Origin of the sequence: Streptomyces sp. NPDC059567 (assembly GCF_042735655.1) — a bacterium.
Lineage (GTDB): Bacteria > Actinomycetota > Actinomycetes > Streptomycetales > Streptomycetaceae > Streptomyces.
On the sequence record NZ_JBHWBS010000006.1, the window covers coordinates 29,261 to 47,126 of the forward strand.

Sequence of the window (17,866 nt, forward strand, 5' to 3'; positions counted from 1 at the left end):
CATGGTCCGCACCAAGACAGCCACCGAGCAGTCCACCTCCATACGCCCCGCCCCGCGCACCTGGCTCGTGGTACTCGCCGCGTGCGCGGGGCAGTTCCTGGTGGTGCTCGACGTGTCGGTGGTGAACGTCGCGCTGCCGTCGATGCGGGCCGACCTCGGCCTCACGGCCACCGGACTGCAGTGGGTGCTCAGCGCCTACTCCATCGCGTTCGCCGGATTCATGCTGCTCGGCGGCCGGGCGGCCGATCTCTTCGGCCGCAAGCGCATGTTCCTGCTCGGTCTCGGGCTCTTCACCGCCGCCTCCGTCGCCGGCGGGCTCGCGCAGGAGGGCTGGCAGCTGATCGCGGCCCGCGCTGCCCAGGGCCTCGGCGCCGCGGTGCTCGCGCCGGCGACCCTCACCATCGTGACCGCCGCCGTCCCGGTCGGGCCCGCGCGCACCCGGGCCATCGGCACCTGGACGGCGGTCGGAGCGGCCGGCGGCGCCGCGGGCGGGTTCGTCGGCGGAGTGCTGGTGGACCTGCTCTCCTGGCGCTGGGTGCTTCTGATCAACGTCCCCGTCGGCGTCCTGGTCCTGGTGGGCGCCATGCTGTGGCTGAGCGAGAGCCGCACCGGGGGTGGTCGTCGGCTCGACCTCCCGGGCGCCGTCCTCGTCACCGCCGGCCTCGCAGCCGTCGCGTACGGCATCGTGCAGACGGAGGAAGTCGGCTGGGCCGATCCGGTCACGCTGCTCCCCCTGCTCGGCGGCCTGGCGCTCCTCGCCGTCTTCGTCGCCGTCGAGGCGCGCACGGCGGCCCCGCTGATGCCGCTGAAGGTGTTCCGCTCGCGCGCCGTCTCCGCCGCCAACGTGGCGATCCTGGTGTGCGGTTCGACCTCCTTCGCCATGTGGTTCTTCATGACGGTGTACGCGCAGAACGTCCTCGGCTACACCCCGCTCCAGGCCGGTCTCGCCCTGGTGCCCAGCTCGATCAGCGTCATCGTCGGCTCCAAGCTGGCCCCGCGTCTGATGCCGGCGGCGGGCGCCCGCAACCTCGCGGTCATCGGTGCCCTCGTCGCAGCGACGGGCTTCGGCTGGCAGTCGACGATGACCGCCGACGGCACCTTCCTCGCCATCATCCTGGGCCCGGGCATCCTGATGATGCTCGGCATGGGCCTGCTCACCACCCCCCTCGCCACGCTCGCCACGTCGAGCGCCGCCCCCGGCGACGCGGGCCTCGTCTCCGGCCTCGTCAACACCTCCCGCACGATGGGCGGCGCGCTGGGCCTGGCCGTCCTCTCCACGGTGGCGGTCGCGCGGACGGGCGGTGCCACGAGCCCCGAGGCGCTGACCGAGGGCTACGCCCTGGCCTTCCGTACGGCGACGGGCGTGCTGGTCGCCGCGGCGATCCTCATGCTGCTCTGGCTGCCGAGGCCGGAGCCGAGGGGCTGACGACTCAGCGGCCGACGGCGCAGCGTCCGACGGGCCAGCTCTGACGCCTCAGCTCTCACGGCTCGGCTCTGACGCCTCAGAGCCATCCCTGCTGCCGGGCCGCCCGCACCGCCTCGATGCGGTTGCGGGTGCCGGTCTTGCCGATGGCGGACGAGAGATGGTTCCGGACGGTCGACTCGGACAGATGCAGCGTCGTGGCGATGTCGGCGATCGTCGCGCCGTCCACGGACGCGCCCAGGGCGTCCCGTTCGCATGCGGTCAACGGGTTCGGGCCCGCGCTCAGATCGGCTGCGGCGAGAGCCGGGTCGATGACCGTCTCGCCCCGCAGGACCTGGCGGATCGCCACTGCCAGCTCCTCCACCGGCCCGTCCTTCACCAGAAAGCCGGCCGCCCCCGCCTCCATCGCCCGGCGCAGATGGCCCGGACGCCCGAAGGTCGTGAGGATCAGGACCCGGCAGTCGGGGACCTCGTCACGCAGATCCGCGGCGACGTCGAGGCCGGAACGGCCCGGGAGTTCGATGTCGAGGAGAGCCACCTCGGGCCGACTGGTCAGCGCCGCGTCGACGATCTCGTCACCCCGCCCCACCTGCGCGACGACCTCGATGTCGGGCTCCATCCCGAGCAACAGCGCCAGCGCGCCCCGCATCATGCCCTGGTCCTCGGCGAGCAGAACTCTGATCATCCCGTGGTCCCCCACTCCTGCGACGCCTGGGTCTCCACGGGGAGTTCCGCGGTGACCCGGAACCCTCCGCGCGGGGCGGGTCCCGAATCAAGAGTGCCGCCTTCGGCCCCGACCCGCTCGCGCAGGCCCTTCAGACCGCTGCCCGCGGTGGCGGCGTCTGCACCGCGGCCGTCGTCGGTGACGGTCAGCCGGACCCGTTCCGGGGTGCCGCCGACCTCGATCTCGCAGCGGGTCGCCCCGCTGCGCCGGAGGGTGTTCCCGGCCGACTCCCGGACGACGGCCTCCCGGATCTCCGTGAGGGCCTGACAGGAGTGAATGTACGGACCCCGGAGGGACAAATGTCCTGCCCCTCGCGCCGGACACGACAACTGACGTACCGTCAGACATGGATGTCAGGGGGGTTCTCAACTCACCCCGGCTCGGCTATACATGAGGATCTACCGACCTAGAACGCGTTCTAGAACGGACGTGTACGGGACGGTCCCGCACGGCCTCGGTGCGGCCGACGGTGCGGACGGTCGCACCGAGGTCTTCCCTCTTCACGGATCCTCCGGGATCTCCAAGGAGCAGCATCCCGATGCCCATTGACGCCGCCAAGGCCGTGGCCGCCGAGCCCCGCAGCGCCGAGATCGCCTGGGACCACAAGGACATCCAGCTCTACCACCTCGGACTCGGCGCCGGCATCCCCGCCACCGACCCCGACGAGCTCCGCTACACCCTCGAATCCCGGCTGCACGTCCTGCCCAGCTTCGCCACCGTCGCCGGCGCCGGCATGGGAGTCGTCGGCGGGCTCTCCGCGCCCGGCATCGACATCAACCTCGCCGCCGTGCTGCACGGCGGCCAGACGATCACGCTCCACCGGCCCATCCCCGTCAAGGGCAGCGCCGTCACCACCTCCCGCGTCGCCGCCGTCCACGACAAGGGCAAGGCCGCCGTCCTCGTCCTGCGCTCCGAGGTCGCCGACGACGACGGACCGCTGTGGACCAGCGACGCCCAGATCTTCGTACGGGGAGAGGGAGGCTGGGGCGGCGACCGTGGCCCCTCCGAGCGCCTCGAACTCCCCGGCCGCGAGCCCGACAAGACCGTCGAGCGGGCCATCCGCCCGGACCAGGCCCTGCTCTACCGGCTCTCCGGCGACTGGAACCCGCTCCACGCCGACCCCGAGTTCGCCGAGCTCGCCGGTTTCGACCGGCCGATCCTCCACGGACTCTGCACGTACGGCATGACCCTCAAGGCGGTGGTGGACACGGTGCTCGGCGGAGACGTCGCCCGCGTCCGGTCCTACCGCACCCGTTTCGCCGGGATCGTCTTCCCCGGCGAGACCCTGCGTATCCGGATCTGGCAGGACTCTCCCGAGCCCGGCCGCGTCCAGGTGTCGGTCACGGCGGTCGAGCGCGACGACGCTCCGGTGCTCGCCGACACCCTCGTCGAGTATTCGTGATTGGAGCCCGCACCATGCGCGCAGCCGTACTGCACGAGATCGGCCAGGACAAACTGGAGGTCCTCGACGACGTCGAGGCGGTGGGCTTCGGCCCCGGCAAGGTGAAGATCCGGGTCAGGGCGACCGGACTGTGCCACTCCGACGTCTCCGCCATGAGCGGCGTGCTCCCGCAGCCCGCGCCGTTCATCCCCGGCCACGAGGGCGCGGGCGAGATCCTCGACGTCGGCGACGGCGTCACCGGGCTGAGCGAGGGACAGCGGGTCCTGCTCTGCTGGCTGCCCGCCTGCGGGGTCTGTCCCGCCTGCAAGCGCGGCCAGACACAGCTCTGCCTGGCCGGATTCATGAACGCCGGCACCCCCAACTTCCGCAGGCCCGGAGGGGAGGTCTTCGGATTCGCGGGGACCGGCACGTTCACCGAGGAGGTCGTCGTCGACGCCGGCTGCGCCGTGCCGATCCCCGACGACGTGCCCTTCGACATCGCCGCCCTGATCGGCTGCGGCGTCACCACCGGACTCGGCGCGGCCATCAACACGGCGCGGGTGCAGGCCGGTTCCTCGGTCGCCGTCATCGGCTGCGGGGGCGTCGGCATCTCGGCGATCCAGGGCGCCAAGCTCCAGGGGGCCGCGCAGATCATCGCCGTCGACCCCGTCGAGTCCCGGCGCGAGGCGGCCCTGCGCTTCGGCGCGACGGAGGCCGTCGCGCCCGACGCGCTCGCCGACGCCAAGCAGCGGATCACCGCGGGCGAGGGCTTCGACTACGTCTTCGAGGTCGTCGGCAAGTCCGCCACCGCCCGCACCGCGTACGAGACGACCCGGCGCGGCGGCACGCTCTGCGTGGTCGGCGCGGGCGCGCTCGACGACTTCCTGCAGCTCAACATGTTCGAGCTGTTCTTCGACGAGAAGAAGATCCTGCCGTCGATGTACGGAGGCGGTGACGTGCTGCATTCGTACGAGCGGGCCATCGCGCTCTGGCGGGCGGGCCGGATCGACCTGGAGTCGCTGATCACCCACCGGGTGCCGCTCTCCGGGATCAACGAGGCGATCGAGCAGATGCGTACGGGTGTCGCGCTGCGTACCTGCATCGAGATCTGAGAGGACCACGACACATGTCACTCCCCCTTGAGGGTCTGTCCGCGATCGTCACGGGTGCCGGCCGGGGTCTCGGCCGGGCCGAGGCGCTGGAACTCGCCCGCCTGGGCGCGTCCGTCGTCGTCAACGACTACGGGCAGGCGGGTCGGGACGGCTCCGGCGAGGCGTCGGCCGCGCCCGCCGAGGAGGTCGCGGCGGAGATCCGCGCGGCGGGCGGCCGGGCGGTGGCCCACCTGGGCGACGTCGCCGACTTCGAGACCGCGCGGGGCCTCGTCGACCTGGCGGTCGGCGAGTTCGGCAAGCTGGACATCCTGGTCAACAACGCGGGCATCCTGCGGGACCGGATGGTCTTCTCGATGAGCGAGGAGGAGTGGGACTCGGTGATCCGGGTCCACCTCAAGGGGCACTTCAACACCACGCACTTCGCCGCGGTGCACTGGCGGGGGCGGGCGAAGGCGGGGGAGTCCGGCGTGTACGGCCGGATCGTGAACACCTCGTCGGAGGCGTTCCTCGCGGGCTCCGCCGGACAGCCGAACTACGCGGCGGCCAAGGGCGGGATCGTGGGGCTCACGACGTCGACGGCGCTGGCGCTGGCGAAGTACGGCGTCACGGCGAACGCGATCTGCCCGCGGGCGCGGACCCGGATGACGAAGGACGTCTTCGCGGGGTTCGCGGAGCCGGCGGCGGGGGAGCTGGACGCGCTGGCGCCGGAGCACGTGGCGCCGCTGGTCGGCTACCTGGCCTCGCCGGCGGCGGCGTCGGTCAACGGCCAGCTGCTGGTGGTGCACGGCGGGATGGTCGCGATCGTGGACCGCCCGAGGGTGTCGGCCAAGTTCGACACGTCGAAGGACGCGTTCACGTACGAGGAGCTGGACGGACTGCTCACCCCGCACTACGCGGACCGCCCGCCGGGCGAGACGTTCGCGGCGGCGGAGGTCCTGGGCCTGAAGAAGGGCTGACGGGGTGGGGTGGGGAGGGGCCTCCCCACCCGACCGCGGACGCGGCAGTTTCGCGCCGTTCGATGGGCCCGGGTGGGCCGTGGCCCGGCGCGGCAGCCCCGTGCCGGGGAGCGTGCCCGGCGCGAGCCCGCACGGCCGGCCTGGCGCCGTCGTGTGTTTCGGGGGCGGGAAGGGCGGGGCGGCAACCTGGCGCCGCCGTGCGATTCGGGAACGGGAACGGCCCCGGGGAGACCCGGGGCCGTTCGTCCTGCCGTGGCGACGGCGGGCCGGGTGGGGAGGTCGTCCCCGAGCCGGCGTCGTGCCGCCGTTACTGCTCCGCGTCGCGGCGGTGGCGGCCGTGGGGGGAGGAGGTGGACTCCTCCGACGGCGCCGCCTCGCCGCGGTGCTTTCCGGAGCCGTTCGGCTCCGTCCCGTCGTTGCGTGCTTCCGACATGGTGGAACTCACCCCGTACTGATCGCTGTTGTCGTGCGGCCGAGAGTCTAGTCAGCGGCTTTGCGGTCGGCGAGCGGTGCCTGCTGGAGCGGGACCGGGCGGCAGACCCGCGGCTCCACCGTGACCTCGACCCGCGCCGGTTCCGGGTCCGGCGGGACCTCCATGCCGGCGAGCCCGCAGGGCGTCTCCTCCGTCGCGTACGGGAGCCGCAGCACGCCCTCCGCCGTCCAGAGCCCCGACCCGGCCAGCCACCCCGCGGGGGCCGCCAGTTGGTGCATCCGGCGGTCGGTCGGGCGCCACATCCCGACCCAGCTCCCCGCCGCCGCGTCGATCCGCAGCGCGACGGAGCAGGTCTCCGGCAGCAGCACCTGCCCCGGCTGCACCGCGAACGGGGTCACCGCCGCGTCGTCCAGCCGCAGACAGTCGGGGAAACGAATCGGCAGCAGACTGCCGAGGACACCCCACCCGAGCCGCTCGTGCCCCGGTGACGGCGCGTCCGAGCGGATCAGCAGCAGCCCGCTGTCCGGGTCGGCCATCAGCAGCCGGTCGTGGCTCTCCTCGGTGATCTGGAGCAGCGGCGTCACCTCCCCGCCCCGTTCCAGGTCGACCGCCACCGCCTTGACCGGGCCGTCGTCCAGCCGCCGGTCGAGGGCGAGCATCCGCCCCGTCCGGTCCAGCCAGACCCCGCCGGAGCAGCGGCCCTTGACCTCGGCGACCTGCTCGGGCCCGAACGCCCCGCCCGCCACCAGCCAGATCGTGGTGGTGTCCGCCCCGACGCACATCGCGTACGCGCAGATGCCGTCCGGCGAGGGCGGCAGCAGCGTGAGATCGGTGGACTCGACGGCCCCCAGGGACAGTTCCCCCGTCCCCGGTCCCGTCGGGTACAGCAGTGAGAACGTGTGGCGGTCGCCGTCCACCCGGCGGCCGGTCAGCACCCGTCCGTCCGCCAGCGGCAGCAGCTGCGTGTGGCGCTCCTCGGGCTGGTCGAGCGGAAGGGGTACGGCGTACGGCTCCGGCCCGTCCAGGGTCCAACGCTCCGCGTACAGCGCGTCCCCGGTGCCGGCGAGCCGCGCCGCGTACGCCCCGTTGGCCGTGATCGTGAACCGCGACGGCCACACCGCGCCGCCGTCCCCCGCAGTCGTCTCGATGGCACAGGCTGTCATCGTCTCGTCACCTCCGGCCACCGAAGCTAGTTTTCGCACTTCCTGCCGAACAACACGAGCCCGGTCACTTCACACATAAGGGTGGCCATGAATCGATTCTGCTGAGGGGAGGGGGGTGGTTGTGCTGAAGAGAAGGGTGGGGCATAAGGTAAGGCGACCCTAAGTGGAGTCTGGGACTCCGGGTGCGAGGCCGGGTAGGGGACCCGTTCCGCAACCGATCCCGAGCCGCCGTCCCCGTACCCGTACAGGAGAACCCCTCATGTCCCTCCGCCGCCGCGGCACCGCCGCAGCCCTCGCCCTCGCCGCCGCGCTCTCCCTCGCGGCTTGCGGAAGCGGCGACGGCGCATCGGGCGCCACCTCGGAAAAGAAGGAAGGCGCCGCCAAGAAGGACGTCGCCACGGGCGGCAAGGACTTCGGCGACGCGGCGGCCAAGACCGCGGCCATGGGGACGGACGCCAAGGCCGGCCAGTTCCCGCGCACCCTCACCCACGCGCTCGGCAAGACCGAGATCAAGTCCGCCCCCAAGCGGGTCGTCGTCCTCGACGTCGGCGAGCTCGACAACGTCGTCTCGCTCGGGATCCAGCCCGTCGGCTACGCCCCCGCCGAGGGAGACGATGGCATCCCCACGTATCTGCAGAAGGACGCCGGCGCCCCCAAGTCCGTCGGCACCATCAACAACCTCAACCTCGAGGCGATCGCCAATCTGGAGCCCGACCTGATCCTCGGCAGCCAGCTGCGCGCCGCGGACAAGTACGACGAGCTCTCGAAGATCGCCCCCACCGTCTTCTCCATCCGCCCCGGCTTCACCTGGAAGGAGAACTACCTCCTCAACGCCGCGGCCCTGGACAAGACCGCCGACGCCAAGGCGAAGCTCGCCTCCTACGAGACCAAGGCGAAGCAGCTGGGCACGGACATCGGCCCGAACAAGCCGTCCATCTCCATGGTCCGCTATCTCCCGGGCAAGATCCGCCTCTACGCCAAGGCGTCCTTCATCGGCACGATCCTCGAGGACGCGGGTCTGCCCCGGCCCAAGAACCAGCAGATCAACGACCTCGCCGCCGAGATCAGCCCCGAGAAGATCGACCAGGCCGACGCCGACTGGATCTTCACCGGCGTCTACGGCGACCCGAAGGCCACCAAGCGCGACACCGCCCAGGCCAACCCGCTGTGGAAGAACCTCAAGGCCGTCAAGGCCGGCCAGGCCAAGGACGTCCCGGACGAGACCTGGTACCTCGGCCTCGGTGTGACCGCGGCCGACAGCGTCCTCGCCGACCTGCGCGCCGACCTCGTGAAGTAGGCGGTGCGGACCCCTGGCGCCCCCGACGGCACCAGGGGTCCGCTCTGCGGAGATCACCGCAACCATCGATTGAGCAACCCCGACGGCGGCCCGCCACCTCCGCGAAAGCGGCGCCGGTTTAGGCGCACAAGGCGGCCAGGTAGCCTTTCCTCCGTGCCCCGTCTGTCTGAAGTCATCGCCGCGCTCGACGCTCTCTGGCCGCCCGAGCGGGCCGAGGAGTGGGACGCCGTCGGCACGGTCTGCGGCGACCCCGACGCCGAGGTGACCCGTGTCCTGTTCGCCGTGGACCCCGTCCAGGAGATCGCCGACGAGGCGATCGCGCTGGGCGCCGACCTGATCGTCACCCACCACCCGCTCTATCTGCGCGGTACGACGACGGTCGCGGCCTCCCACTTCAAGGGCCGTGTCGTGCACACGCTGATCAAGCACGACATCGCCCTGCACGTCGCGCACACCAACGCCGACACCGCCGACCCCGGGGTGTCCGACGCCCTCGCCGGCGCCCTGGACCTGCGGATCACCGGCCCCCTGGTCCCCGAGACCAACCTCGGCCGGATCTGCGAGCTGGACCACCCCGAGACCCTGGCCGACTTCGCGGCCCGCGCCGCGAAGCGGCTGCCCGCCACCGCGCAGGGGATCCGGGTCGCCGGAGACCCGGGCATGACGGTCCGCCGGGTCGCGGTCAGCGGCGGCTCGGGCGACAGCCTCTTCGACGCCGTCCGGGCCGCCGGCGTGGACGCCTTCCTCACCGCCGACCTGCGCCACCACCCGGTCTCCGAAGCCACCCAGCGCGCGCCGATCGGCCTGATCGACGCCGCCCACTGGGCCACCGAATGGCCCTGGTGCGAGCAGGCCGCCGCCCAGCTCGACGAGATTTCCGACCGCCACGGCTGGGACCTGCGCGTCCACGTCTCGAAGACGGTCACCGACCCCTGGTCCTCCCATCACAACTCCCCTGGAGCCCCCAACTGAACGCCGCGCCCGCCGACCAGATCCGACTGCTCGACGTCCAGGCACTGGACGTCCGTCTCCAGCAGCTCGCCCACAAGCGCAAGTCCCTGCCCGAGCACGCCGAGATCGAGTCGCTGACCAAGGACCTCACACAGCTGCGCGACCTGCTCGTCGCCGCGCAGACCGAGGAGAGCGACTGCGCCCGCGAGCAGACCAAGGCCGAGCAGGACGTCGACCAGGTGCGCCAGCGCGCCGTCCGGGACCAGCAGCGGCTGGACTCCGGCGCCGTCTCCTCCCCGAAGGACCTGGAGAGCCTCCAGCGCGAGATCACCTCGCTCGCCAAGCGCCAGGGCGACCTGGAGGACATCGTCCTCGAGGTCATGGAGCGCCGTGAGTCCGCCACCGAGCGGGTCGCCGAGCTGACCGAGCGGGCCTCCGCCGTGCAGGCCAAGGCCGACGACGCGACCGCCCGCCGTGACGCGGCGCAGGCCGAGCTGGACGGCGAGGCGTCGTCCGTCGGCAAGGAGCGCGAGCTGGTGGCCGGCTCCGTCCCGGCCGACCTGCTGAAGCTCTACGAGAAGCTGCGCGAGCAGCAGGGCGGTGTCGGCGCGGCGCGGCTGTACCAGCGCAAGTGCGAGGGCTGCCACATCGAGCTGAACATCACCGAGCTCAACGAGGTCCGGGCGGCCGCCGCGGACACGGTGGTGCGGTGCGAGAACTGCCGTCGGATCCTGGTCCGCACGTCGGAGTCCGGCCTGTAATGACGGCCATCACGGAAGTCGTCGTCGAAGCCGACGGAGGCTCCCGGGGCAACCCGGGGCCGGCCGGGTACGGGGCGGTCGTCCTGGACCCGGTGACCGGCGAGACGCTCGCCGAGCGGGCCGAGTACATCGGCGTCGCGACGAACAACGTCGCCGAGTACAAGGGCCTGGTGGCCGGGCTGAAGGCGGCGCGTGAGCTGTTCCCGGACGCCAAGGTCCACGTCCGGATGGACTCCAAGCTGGTCGTCGAGCAGATGTCCGGCCGCTGGAAGATCAAGCACCCGGACATGAAGCCGCTGGCGGCGGAGGCGGCCCGGGTCTTCCCCGCGCGCCAGGTCCGCTACGAGTGGATCCCGCGGGAGAAGAACAAGCACGCGGACCGCCTCGCCAACGAGGCCATGGACGCGGGCAAGCGCGGCAAGCAGTGGGAGCCGTCGGCTTCCTCGGCCGCCCTGGACACGTCGGCGGCGCGCAACGCCGCGCGCGGCGCGGCGACGGCGCCCTCGGGCCCTCCCGGCGACGCGACGGCCGGCGCGGCCCGCGCGAGGGCGGCGCTCACGGGAGCGGGTGCGGGTACGGCCTCCGGTACGCGTACGGGCTCCGGTGCGGGTGTCCCGACCGACGACGGCCTCTTCGCCGCCGACGAGACCATCGCGGCCCAGGCCCGCGCCTCGCTGGCGGCGGCCGCCACGGCCGAGCGCGAGTCCGCGGAGAGCGGTGACTTCGAGGCGGAGGCGGGTGTCCTCGGCCACGAGCCCAAGGCTGCCGTGTCCGGTGCCGGCAGCACCGCGGCGCACACCGGCGGTGCCGCCGCGCCCGGTTGGGGGGCGCCCGACATGGGGGCTCCCGCCACGTTCGTCCTCCTCCGGCACGGGGAGACCGCGCTCACGCCGGAGAAGCGCTTCTCGGGGAGCGGGGGCACCGACCCCGAGCTGTCCGCCGCCGGGATGCGGCAGGCCGAGGCCGTCGCCGCCGCGCTCGCCGCGCGCGGGACGATCCAGGAGATCGTCAGCTCGCCGCTCAAGCGCTGCCGCCGGACCGCGGAGACCGTCGCCGCGCGCCTCGGCCTCGACGTGCGCATCGACGAGGGGCTGCGCGAGACCGACTTCGGCGCCTGGGAGGGGCTGACCTTCGCCGAGGTACGGGAGCGGTACGCCGACGACCTCGACGCCTGGCTCGCCTCGCCCAAGGCCGCCCCGACCGGCGGCGGCGAGAGCTTCGCGACCGTGGCGCGGCGCGTCTCCGCGACCAGGGACCGGCTGACCGCCGCGTACGCCGGCCGTACGGTCCTGCTCGTCACGCACGTCACGCCCATCAAGACCCTGGTGCGGCTGGCCCTCGGCGCCCCGCCGGAGTCCCTGTTCCGGATGGAGCTCTCGGCGGCCTCGCTGTCGGCGGTGGCGTACTACGCGGACGGCAACGCCTCCGTACGACTCCTGAACGACACCTCGCACCTGAGGTGACCCGCGACGGAAGCAGAGGGGAGGGGTCACGGAAATCCGTGGCCCCTCCCCTCGTTCCGTAGCACCATCGACGCCATGAGCTGGCACATCACCGAGGACGCCGCGGCCTTCCGCGCCGCCGCCCGCGAGCACTTCGCCGCCGATCCCGCGCGGAACACCGTGCTGCTCACCCTCAGCGAGGGTGCCCGTCGGCGGCCCATCGAGTCCGCGCGGTACGGCTGGTGGACCGAGCCGGACGGCCGGGTGACCGGCGCCTTCCTGTTCACGCTGCCCCACGAGCCGGCGCTCGGACCGATGCCCGTGGAGGCGGCCCGCGCCCTCGTCCACGCACTGCCGGACGCGGCCGCGGTGACCTGTGTGCGCGGCGAGGAGGAGACGGCCGGGGCGTTCGCCCGGGAGCTGTGCGGGGAGAGCCGGACGTGGACGACCACCCGCCGGATGCGGCTCTACCGGCTCGGCACGCTCACCCCGCCGGACCCCGCGCCGCCGGGAGGGCCGCGGCGGGCGGCCGACGCCGACATTCCGCTCGCCGTGTCATGGATGCGTGACTTCGCCCGGGACATCGGGGAGGACGCCGACGTCGACTACACCCCGAACATCGAGCCCCGAGTCGCCGAAGGCCGCCTCCACTTCTGGGAGACCGGCGAGGGCCCGGTGTCGATGGCGAGCGTCTCGCCGATCGTCGCGGGCCAGGCCCGGGTCTCACCGGTGTACACACCGGCCGAACTCCGCGGTCGCGGCTACGCGGGAGCCGTCACCGGCGCGGTCAGTCGTGCCGCCCTGGACGCGGGCGCGGAGCAGGTCCTGCTCTTCACGGACCTCTCCAATCCCACCAGCAACGCGCTGTACCAGCGGCTCGGGTACCGCCCGGTGACCGACCACGTGGGTCTGACGCTCTCCTGACGGTCGGTCGGCGAGTGCGCGCCTGTCAGCGCGCCCGCAGCTCCGCCGCCTCGCGCGCCAGCGACTCGACCCGTGCCCAGTCGCGGGCCGCGAGGGCGTCGGCGGGCAGCATCCAAGTACCACCGACGCAGCCGACGTTCGGCAGCGCGAGGTAGCCGGGGGCGGAGGCCAGGGAGACGCCGCCGGTCGGGCAGAACCGGGCCTGGGGGAGCGGGCCGGAGAGCGACTTCAGATACGGGACGCCGCCCGCCGCCTCGGCGGGGAAGAACTTCATCTCGCGCACTCCGTGCTCCAGGAGCGCCACGACCTCCGACGTGGTCGAGACGCCTGGCAGGAACGGCACGCCCGAGGACGTCATGGCGTCCAGCAGGCCCTCCGTCCAGCCGGGGCTCACCAGGAAGCGCGAGCCCGCCGCGACGGCGTCCGCGACCCCGGCCGCGGAGAGGACGGTGCCGGCGCCGACGACCGCGTCGGGGACCTCGGCGGCGATCGCGCGGATGGCGTCCAGCGCCGCCGGGGTCCGCAGGGTCACCTCGATCGCGGGCAGCCCGCCCGCGACGAGGGCGCGGGCGAGGGGGACGGCGTCGGCGGCGTCCTCGATGACGACGACCGGGACGACGGGGGCGAGGTCGAGGACCGAGGGCAGCGCGGAGGTCATGGCCCCATCCTGCCCGCCTGCGACAACACGCGCAACGAGCGTTGCGCACAGCGCAACGCTCGATGGTCGGCGACGCCACATGCCCCGGGCACCCCACTCCAAGGGGCGGGCCCTCCTAGTGGATCTCCTCCACCAGGACGTCGAGGACCCCCGCCTTCCCCTCCTCCACCACGTACTTCAGATCCCGCAGCGCCACCACCAGCTCCACCGGATCCTTCGGCGCCGCACCCGCCTGGAGGAGGCTCCGCACGATCCGGCCCTTCGTCGCCTTGTTGAAGTGGCTGACCACCTTCCGGGTCGGCGCGTGCAGCACCCGCACCGTCGCCGTCCGCGCCGCCACCTCGCCCTTCGGCTTCCACGCCGAGGTGTACGCCGAGGACCGCAGGTCCAGCACGAGCCCGTCGCCCGCCGCCTCCGGCAGCACGGTCGCCATCGCACCCCGCCAGTGGGCACCCAGCGCCCCGAGCCCCGGCAGCTTCACGCCCATGGAGCAGCGGTACGACGGAATCCGGTCGTCCACGCGCACCGCGCCCCACAGCCCCGAGAACACCAGGAGCGAGGCCCGCGCCCGCTTCCGCGCCGCCGCGTCCAGCGTGGCCAGGCCCAGCGCGTCGTACAGCACCCCCGTGTAGATCTCGCCGGCCGGACGCGCACCCGCCGTCCGCAGCTCCGTGTTCTTGGCGATCTCGCCGCGCAGCCCCTCGCTCAGCCCGAGCACCTCACGCGCCTCCTCCTCGTCGGCGACGCACAGCTCGACCAGCTCGTCCAGGACCGCCGCCCGCGCGTCGGCCAGGCCCGGCAGCGACAGGGACTCCGGCTTGAGCGGCGCCCCACGCCCCGAAGCGGCCTTACCCTCCGACGGCGGCAACAGCACGAGCACGGTGGTTCTCCTTCGTACGTACGGGGCTGGGGGTGCGGCCCCAGAGCGTTCAGCCTACAAAGTGCCGGGCCGGGTCCTCCGCCATACGCTCGGTCCATGCCACGCCGCCACATTCACGTGACCGGCGCAGCCGAGGACCTGCGGGCCGCGCTGCGCGCACTGAGGACCCGGATGCAGGTTCCGACGGGCTTCCCGCCGGCCGTCCTCGCCGAGGCAGAGGCGGCCGCGGCGTCCCCGCGGCTGCCGGATCACGACGCCACCGACATCCCTCTCTTCACCATCGACCCGCCGGACTCCCGCGACCTCGACCAGGCCATGCACCTCGCCCGGCGGCCGGGCGGCGGCTACCGCGTCCACTACGCCATCGCCGACGTCGCCGCGTTCGTCACCGCCGGAGGCGCCGTCGACAAGGAGGCCCACCAGCGCGTCGAGACCCTGTACTTCCCCGACGAGAAGATTCCGCTGCACCCGCCGGTCCTCTCCGAGGGCGCCGCCAGTCTGCTGCCCGGCCAGACCGTGCCCGCCCTGCTCTGGCGCTTCGACCTGGACGCCGACGGCTGCCAGGTCGCCGTCGACGTACGCCGTGCGCGCGTCCGCAGCCACCTCAGGCTCGACTACGCCGGCGCCCAGCAGCTCATCGACGCGGGCACGGCGGAGGAACCGCTCGCCCTGCTCAAGACCGTGGGCACGCTCCGCGAGGCCCTGGAGGTCGAACGCGGCGGGGTCTCCCTCGACCTCCCCGAGCAGGAGGTCGTCGAGACCGGCTCCACGTACACCCTCGTCTATCGCGCTCCGCGCCGGGTCGACGGCTGGAACGAGCAGATCTCCCTGCTCACCGGCATGGCCGCGGCCGATCTGATGATCGCTGCGGGTACGGGGATCCTGCGCACCCTGGGTGCCGCGCCGGACGGGGTCGAGAAACTGCGCCGCTCCGCACAGGCGCTGGAGATCGCCTGGCCGCACCACGTCTCGTACGCGGAGCTCATCCGCTCGCTCGATCCGGCGAACCCCCGGCACGCGGCCTTCCTGCTGGACGCCACCGGCCTGTTCGAGAAGTCCGCGTACATCCACTTCGCGGACGGCAGTCTTCCGGAGTCCCTGATCCATTCGGCCATCGCCGACGAGTACACCAGCTGCACCGCGCCCCTGCGCCGCCTGGTCGACCGCTATGTGGGCGAGCTGTGTCTGGCGGCCGTCGCCGGCCAGGCACCACCCGCGTGGGTGAAGGACGCGCTGACGACGGTGCCGATCGAGATGGCGAGGGGCCGTGGCAAGGACGCCGACAGGGAGAGCATGGACGTCGTCGAGGCGGCGCTCCTGAAGGACCGGATCGGCCAGGTCTTCGACGGGTTCGTGATCGACGTGAAGGACGCGGCGATGAAGAAGGGCGTCGTGCATCTGAAGGACCCGGCCGTGGTGGGCACGGTGAAGAGCACGCAGGGGCTGAAGCAGGGGAACCGGGTACGGGTGAAGCTGAAGAAGGCGGACCCGGCGGAGCAGGGCAGGGACAAGGTCCTCTTCGAGCACGTGCCGGAGTGAGTCACCCGGCCGCGACGGCCTTCGTCAGTGCGCGGTACAGCGCGCGGCCGTCGTCCGCGTGACAGCGCACGATCCGTACCGAACGGGCGCCGCCGAGGAACCGGGGCGCGTCGACCGGCTCGGTCAGCTCGATGGTGACGGAGGTCTGCGAGGCGACGGCGAGATTCAGCTCCCCCTCCGTCTTCTCGTGAGTGAAGCGCAGCTCGTGCCGTACGGCGGCGATCAGGTCGAGCGGGATGTGGAGGTCGACGTGCGCGGCCTGCCGCAGGCGGAGCGCGTCCGGGGTGAGGACGTGCGGCCGGGTCACGGAGGCGGCATGCATCCCGAGGACGAACAGGATCCCCGAGTACACGTCCAGGACCAGCACGATCGCATGGGTGACGGGCCAGTCGGCCAGCAGATACGACATCCCGACCGTCTCGACGAGGCAGACGAACGCGAAGCCGTACATGAGGGCGGCCTGGTCGCGGGCGTGCGGGAACACCTGGGCGCCGGGGCGCACGCCGCTGCGGCGCCGGGCCACCCACAGCGCGAGGCTCGCCAGCAGCCGCAGCTCGTGGCCGATGAGCCGCAGCACGGGCACGGGCACGAGCTCGCCGAGGGTCTCCCGCGCGGAGAACCCGCGGCGGCGGAGCCGTCGGTACGCCACGAGGCCGGCGACCAGCAGGAGGAGAGCGACGGCCTCGGAGGCGACGAGGGCGGGCGGGGGTATCCGTACACCCGCGACGAGACAGATCAGGATCACGATCTCCGCGGGGAGCGAGGCGTACGCGACGCCGCGCAGCAGCCGGGTGGTGACATCACGGCTCCCGGCGGTCCCTCGGGTGGCGTCCGGCTCGACGGCGCTCGGCCGACGGCCCGTCATCGGGCCCGCTCCTGGACCAGGATCAGGGCCTGGTGGACGGCGGCGGTCTGGGCGGGGGAGAAGTCACCGAACAAGGTCTCGGTGAGCTGGTTCCGCGGCAGGCCCTGCCCGGCGAGCTGCGCCACCACCTCGTCCGGCAGACAGTCGGCGAGCGCCTGGGCCGCCTCCGCCACGCGCGGGTCGTCGGGCGCGGCGTCCGCGAGGGCGTCGAGCCGGGCGTACACGTCGTGGGCGCGCGCGACGGTCCGCGGATCCTCGGCCATGGTGCGCATCGTGCTCATGAGCTTCGCCCGCTCCTCCTCCGGCGCCGTGGCGTCGATCAGGGCGAGCACGTCCCGGTCCATGGCGGCCATACGGGACGCCGGGACCTCGCCCAGATCCGCGAAGAGGCCGGCCAGCTCCGGCGACACCGGCCCCTCGGCGGTCAGCCGCCCGGCCCGTGCCTCGCCGAGCAGCTCGGCGAGGCGCGCCCGCCGCTCGCGGATCACCGCCTCCTGCCGTCCGAGGTCGGCGTCCAGCTCCTCCAGCACCTCCACCAGTTCCCTCCCCTCGTCGTCGGCGAGCACGTCCCGCACCTCGTCGAGTCCGAGGCCGAGCTCGGTCAGCCGCCGGATCCGGGCGAGCAGGACGGCGTCCCGGATGCTGTACTCGCGGTAGCCGTTGGCCCGTCGTACGGGCTCGGGCAGCAGCCCGAGATGGTGGTAGTGGCGCACGGCCCGCGGGGTGACCCCGACGAGCGCGGCGATCTCGCCGATTCGCATGAGCCCAGTAGAAACCCTGACGCTGCGACAAGGTCAAGCGCGCCCGACACGGCGGGTAGCATGGTCGGCACGGCAGACGAGCCGGGCGGACGGCCGCGTGGGGATCCTCGGATCCTCCCGAGGAACGTCCGGGCTCCACAGGGCAGGGTGGTGGCTAACGGCCACCCGGGGTGACCCGCGGGACAGTGCCACAGAAAACAGACCGCCGGGGACCTCGGTCCTCGGTAAGGGTGAAACGGTGGTGTAAGAGACCACCAGCGCCTGAGGTGACTCAGGCGGCTAGGTAAACCCCACCCGGAGCAAGGTCAAGAGGGGCCGCCTGGAGACGGGCGACCCTGCGCGAACGCTCGAGGGCTGCCCGCCCGAGTTCGCGGGTAGACCGCACGAGACCGGCGGCAACGCCGGTCCTAGATGGATGGCCGTCACCCCGACGACCGCGAGGTCCCGGGGTACAGAACCCGGCGTACAGCCCGGCTCGTCTGCCCTTCAGGCCCCTGACCTGCAATATTGCAGGGGACGGGGCCGGTTTGGATGGTTAGGGGGGGGGGCCCCCCCCCCGGGACATACCGCGCAAAACCCGACCCGCGGCGAAGAAA

17 protein-coding genes, 1 other RNA gene and 1 pseudogene are annotated in these 17,866 nt (G+C 72.8%); 11 read left to right on the plus strand and 8 right to left on the minus strand.

What is annotated here, in order from left to right; translation table 11 throughout:
* Position 1: 1 nt before the first annotated feature.
* On the plus strand, positions 2-1,426 hold the full coding sequence (locus ACFVZW_RS05060) for an MFS transporter (protein ID WP_384516867.1): 1,425 nt from the start codon (positions 2-4) through the stop codon (positions 1,424-1,426).
* A 76-nt stretch (positions 1,427-1,502) separates the two neighbouring features.
* Here the strand turns inward: ACFVZW_RS05060 and ACFVZW_RS05065 are convergent, their stop codons facing one another.
* Positions 1,503-2,108 (minus strand): response regulator, encoded by a 606-nt coding sequence (locus ACFVZW_RS05065; RefSeq protein ID WP_384516870.1) that lies wholly within the window; start codon positions 2,106-2,108, stop codon positions 1,503-1,505.
* A pseudogene (locus tag ACFVZW_RS05070) lies at positions 2,105-2,386 on the minus strand (sensor histidine kinase); the annotation flags it as partial. The gene ACFVZW_RS05065 and the pseudogene ACFVZW_RS05070, both read right to left, overlap by 4 nt.
* A gap of 299 nt (positions 2,387-2,685) precedes the next feature.
* Here ACFVZW_RS05070 and ACFVZW_RS05075 point away from each other — a divergent pair.
* Genes ACFVZW_RS05075 through ACFVZW_RS05085 form a run of 3 tightly spaced genes read left to right on the plus strand, consistent with a single transcriptional unit; the run spans position 2,686 to position 5,596 of the window.
* Entirely contained in the window at positions 2,686-3,549 is an 864-nt protein-coding gene (locus ACFVZW_RS05075; RefSeq protein ID WP_384516873.1) for a MaoC/PaaZ C-terminal domain-containing protein, read from the plus strand.
* 14 nt (positions 3,550-3,563) lie between these two features.
* Positions 3,564-4,640: a Zn-dependent alcohol dehydrogenase gene (locus ACFVZW_RS05080; protein ID WP_384516876.1), complete on the plus strand. Its 1,077-nt coding sequence runs from the start codon at positions 3,564-3,566 to the stop codon at positions 4,638-4,640.
* Positions 4,641-4,654: 14 nt separating this feature from the next.
* Positions 4,655-5,596 carry a 3-oxoacyl-ACP reductase gene (locus tag ACFVZW_RS05085; protein ID WP_384516879.1) on the plus strand — a complete coding sequence of 314 codons (942 nt, stop codon included), beginning with the start codon at positions 4,655-4,657 and terminating at the stop codon, positions 5,594-5,596.
* A 307-nt stretch (positions 5,597-5,903) separates the two neighbouring features.
* Here the strand turns inward: ACFVZW_RS05085 and ACFVZW_RS05090 are convergent, their stop codons facing one another.
* Both ACFVZW_RS05090 and ACFVZW_RS05095 read right to left on the minus strand, forming a co-directional pair.
* The gene (locus tag ACFVZW_RS05090; protein WP_384516882.1) at positions 5,904-6,029 is read right to left on the minus strand and encodes a hypothetical protein; all 126 of its coding nucleotides are present in this window, start codon (positions 6,027-6,029) and stop codon (positions 5,904-5,906) included.
* Between the two features lie 47 nt (positions 6,030-6,076).
* Positions 6,077-7,192, minus strand: coding sequence for a hypothetical protein (locus ACFVZW_RS05095; protein ID WP_384516885.1), 1,116 nt, complete (start codon positions 7,190-7,192; stop codon positions 6,077-6,079).
* 259 nt (positions 7,193-7,451) lie between these two features.
* On the opposite strand from ACFVZW_RS05095, the gene ACFVZW_RS05100 reads away from it, so the two are divergent.
* The 5 genes from ACFVZW_RS05100 (at position 7,452) to ACFVZW_RS05120 (ending at position 12,567) form a co-directional block, all read left to right on the plus strand.
* Positions 7,452-8,489, plus strand: coding sequence for an ABC transporter substrate-binding protein (locus tag ACFVZW_RS05100; protein ID WP_384516888.1), 1,038 nt, complete (start codon positions 7,452-7,454; stop codon positions 8,487-8,489).
* Positions 8,490-8,642: 153 nt separating this feature from the next.
* Complete coding sequence (locus ACFVZW_RS05105; RefSeq protein WP_384516891.1) at positions 8,643-9,461, plus strand: Nif3-like dinuclear metal center hexameric protein; 819 nt, start codon at positions 8,643-8,645, stop codon at positions 9,459-9,461.
* On the plus strand, positions 9,458-10,201 hold the full coding sequence (locus ACFVZW_RS05110) for a zinc ribbon domain-containing protein (RefSeq protein ID WP_384517105.1): 744 nt from the start codon (positions 9,458-9,460) through the stop codon (positions 10,199-10,201). Before ACFVZW_RS05105 ends, ACFVZW_RS05110 begins: the two co-directional genes overlap by 4 nt.
* 8 nt (positions 10,202-10,209) lie before the next feature.
* Positions 10,210-11,664 (plus strand): bifunctional RNase H/acid phosphatase, encoded by a 1,455-nt coding sequence (locus tag ACFVZW_RS05115; protein WP_384517108.1) that lies wholly within the window; start codon positions 10,210-10,212, stop codon positions 11,662-11,664.
* A 75-nt stretch (positions 11,665-11,739) separates the two neighbouring features.
* Positions 11,740-12,567 (plus strand): GNAT family N-acetyltransferase, encoded by an 828-nt coding sequence (locus ACFVZW_RS05120; protein WP_384516894.1) that lies wholly within the window; start codon positions 11,740-11,742, stop codon positions 12,565-12,567.
* 25 nt (positions 12,568-12,592) lie between these two features.
* Here the strand turns inward: ACFVZW_RS05120 and eda are convergent, their stop codons facing one another.
* Complete coding sequence (gene eda, locus ACFVZW_RS05125) at positions 12,593-13,225, minus strand: bifunctional 4-hydroxy-2-oxoglutarate aldolase/2-dehydro-3-deoxy-phosphogluconate aldolase (protein ID WP_384516897.1); 633 nt, start codon at positions 13,223-13,225, stop codon at positions 12,593-12,595.
* A 115-nt stretch (positions 13,226-13,340) separates the two neighbouring features.
* Positions 13,341-14,105, minus strand: a complete 765-nt coding sequence (gene yaaA / locus ACFVZW_RS05130) for a peroxide stress protein YaaA (protein ID WP_384516900.1) — start codon at positions 14,103-14,105, stop codon at positions 13,341-13,343.
* A 96-nt stretch (positions 14,106-14,201) separates the two neighbouring features.
* Here yaaA and ACFVZW_RS05135 point away from each other — a divergent pair, with 96 nt between their 5' ends.
* Positions 14,202-15,644: an RNB domain-containing ribonuclease gene (locus ACFVZW_RS05135; protein ID WP_384516902.1), complete on the plus strand. Its 1,443-nt coding sequence runs from the start codon at positions 14,202-14,204 to the stop codon at positions 15,642-15,644.
* Between the two features lies 1 nt (position 15,645).
* On the opposite strand, the gene ACFVZW_RS05140 is transcribed toward ACFVZW_RS05135, so the two are convergent.
* Positions 15,646-16,509, minus strand: a complete 864-nt coding sequence (locus ACFVZW_RS05140) for a hypothetical protein (protein ID WP_384516905.1) — start codon at positions 16,507-16,509, stop codon at positions 15,646-15,648.
* Positions 16,506-17,270: a MerR family transcriptional regulator gene (locus ACFVZW_RS05145; RefSeq protein WP_384516908.1), complete on the minus strand. Its 765-nt coding sequence runs from the start codon at positions 17,268-17,270 to the stop codon at positions 16,506-16,508. Before ACFVZW_RS05145 ends, ACFVZW_RS05140 begins: the two co-directional genes overlap by 4 nt.
* Before the next feature lie 77 nt (positions 17,271-17,347).
* Between ACFVZW_RS05145 and rnpB the strand changes: the two genes are divergently transcribed.
* An RNA gene (rnpB, locus tag ACFVZW_RS05150) (RNase P RNA component class A) lies at positions 17,348-17,752 on the plus strand.
* Positions 17,753-17,866 lie beyond the last annotated feature (114 nt).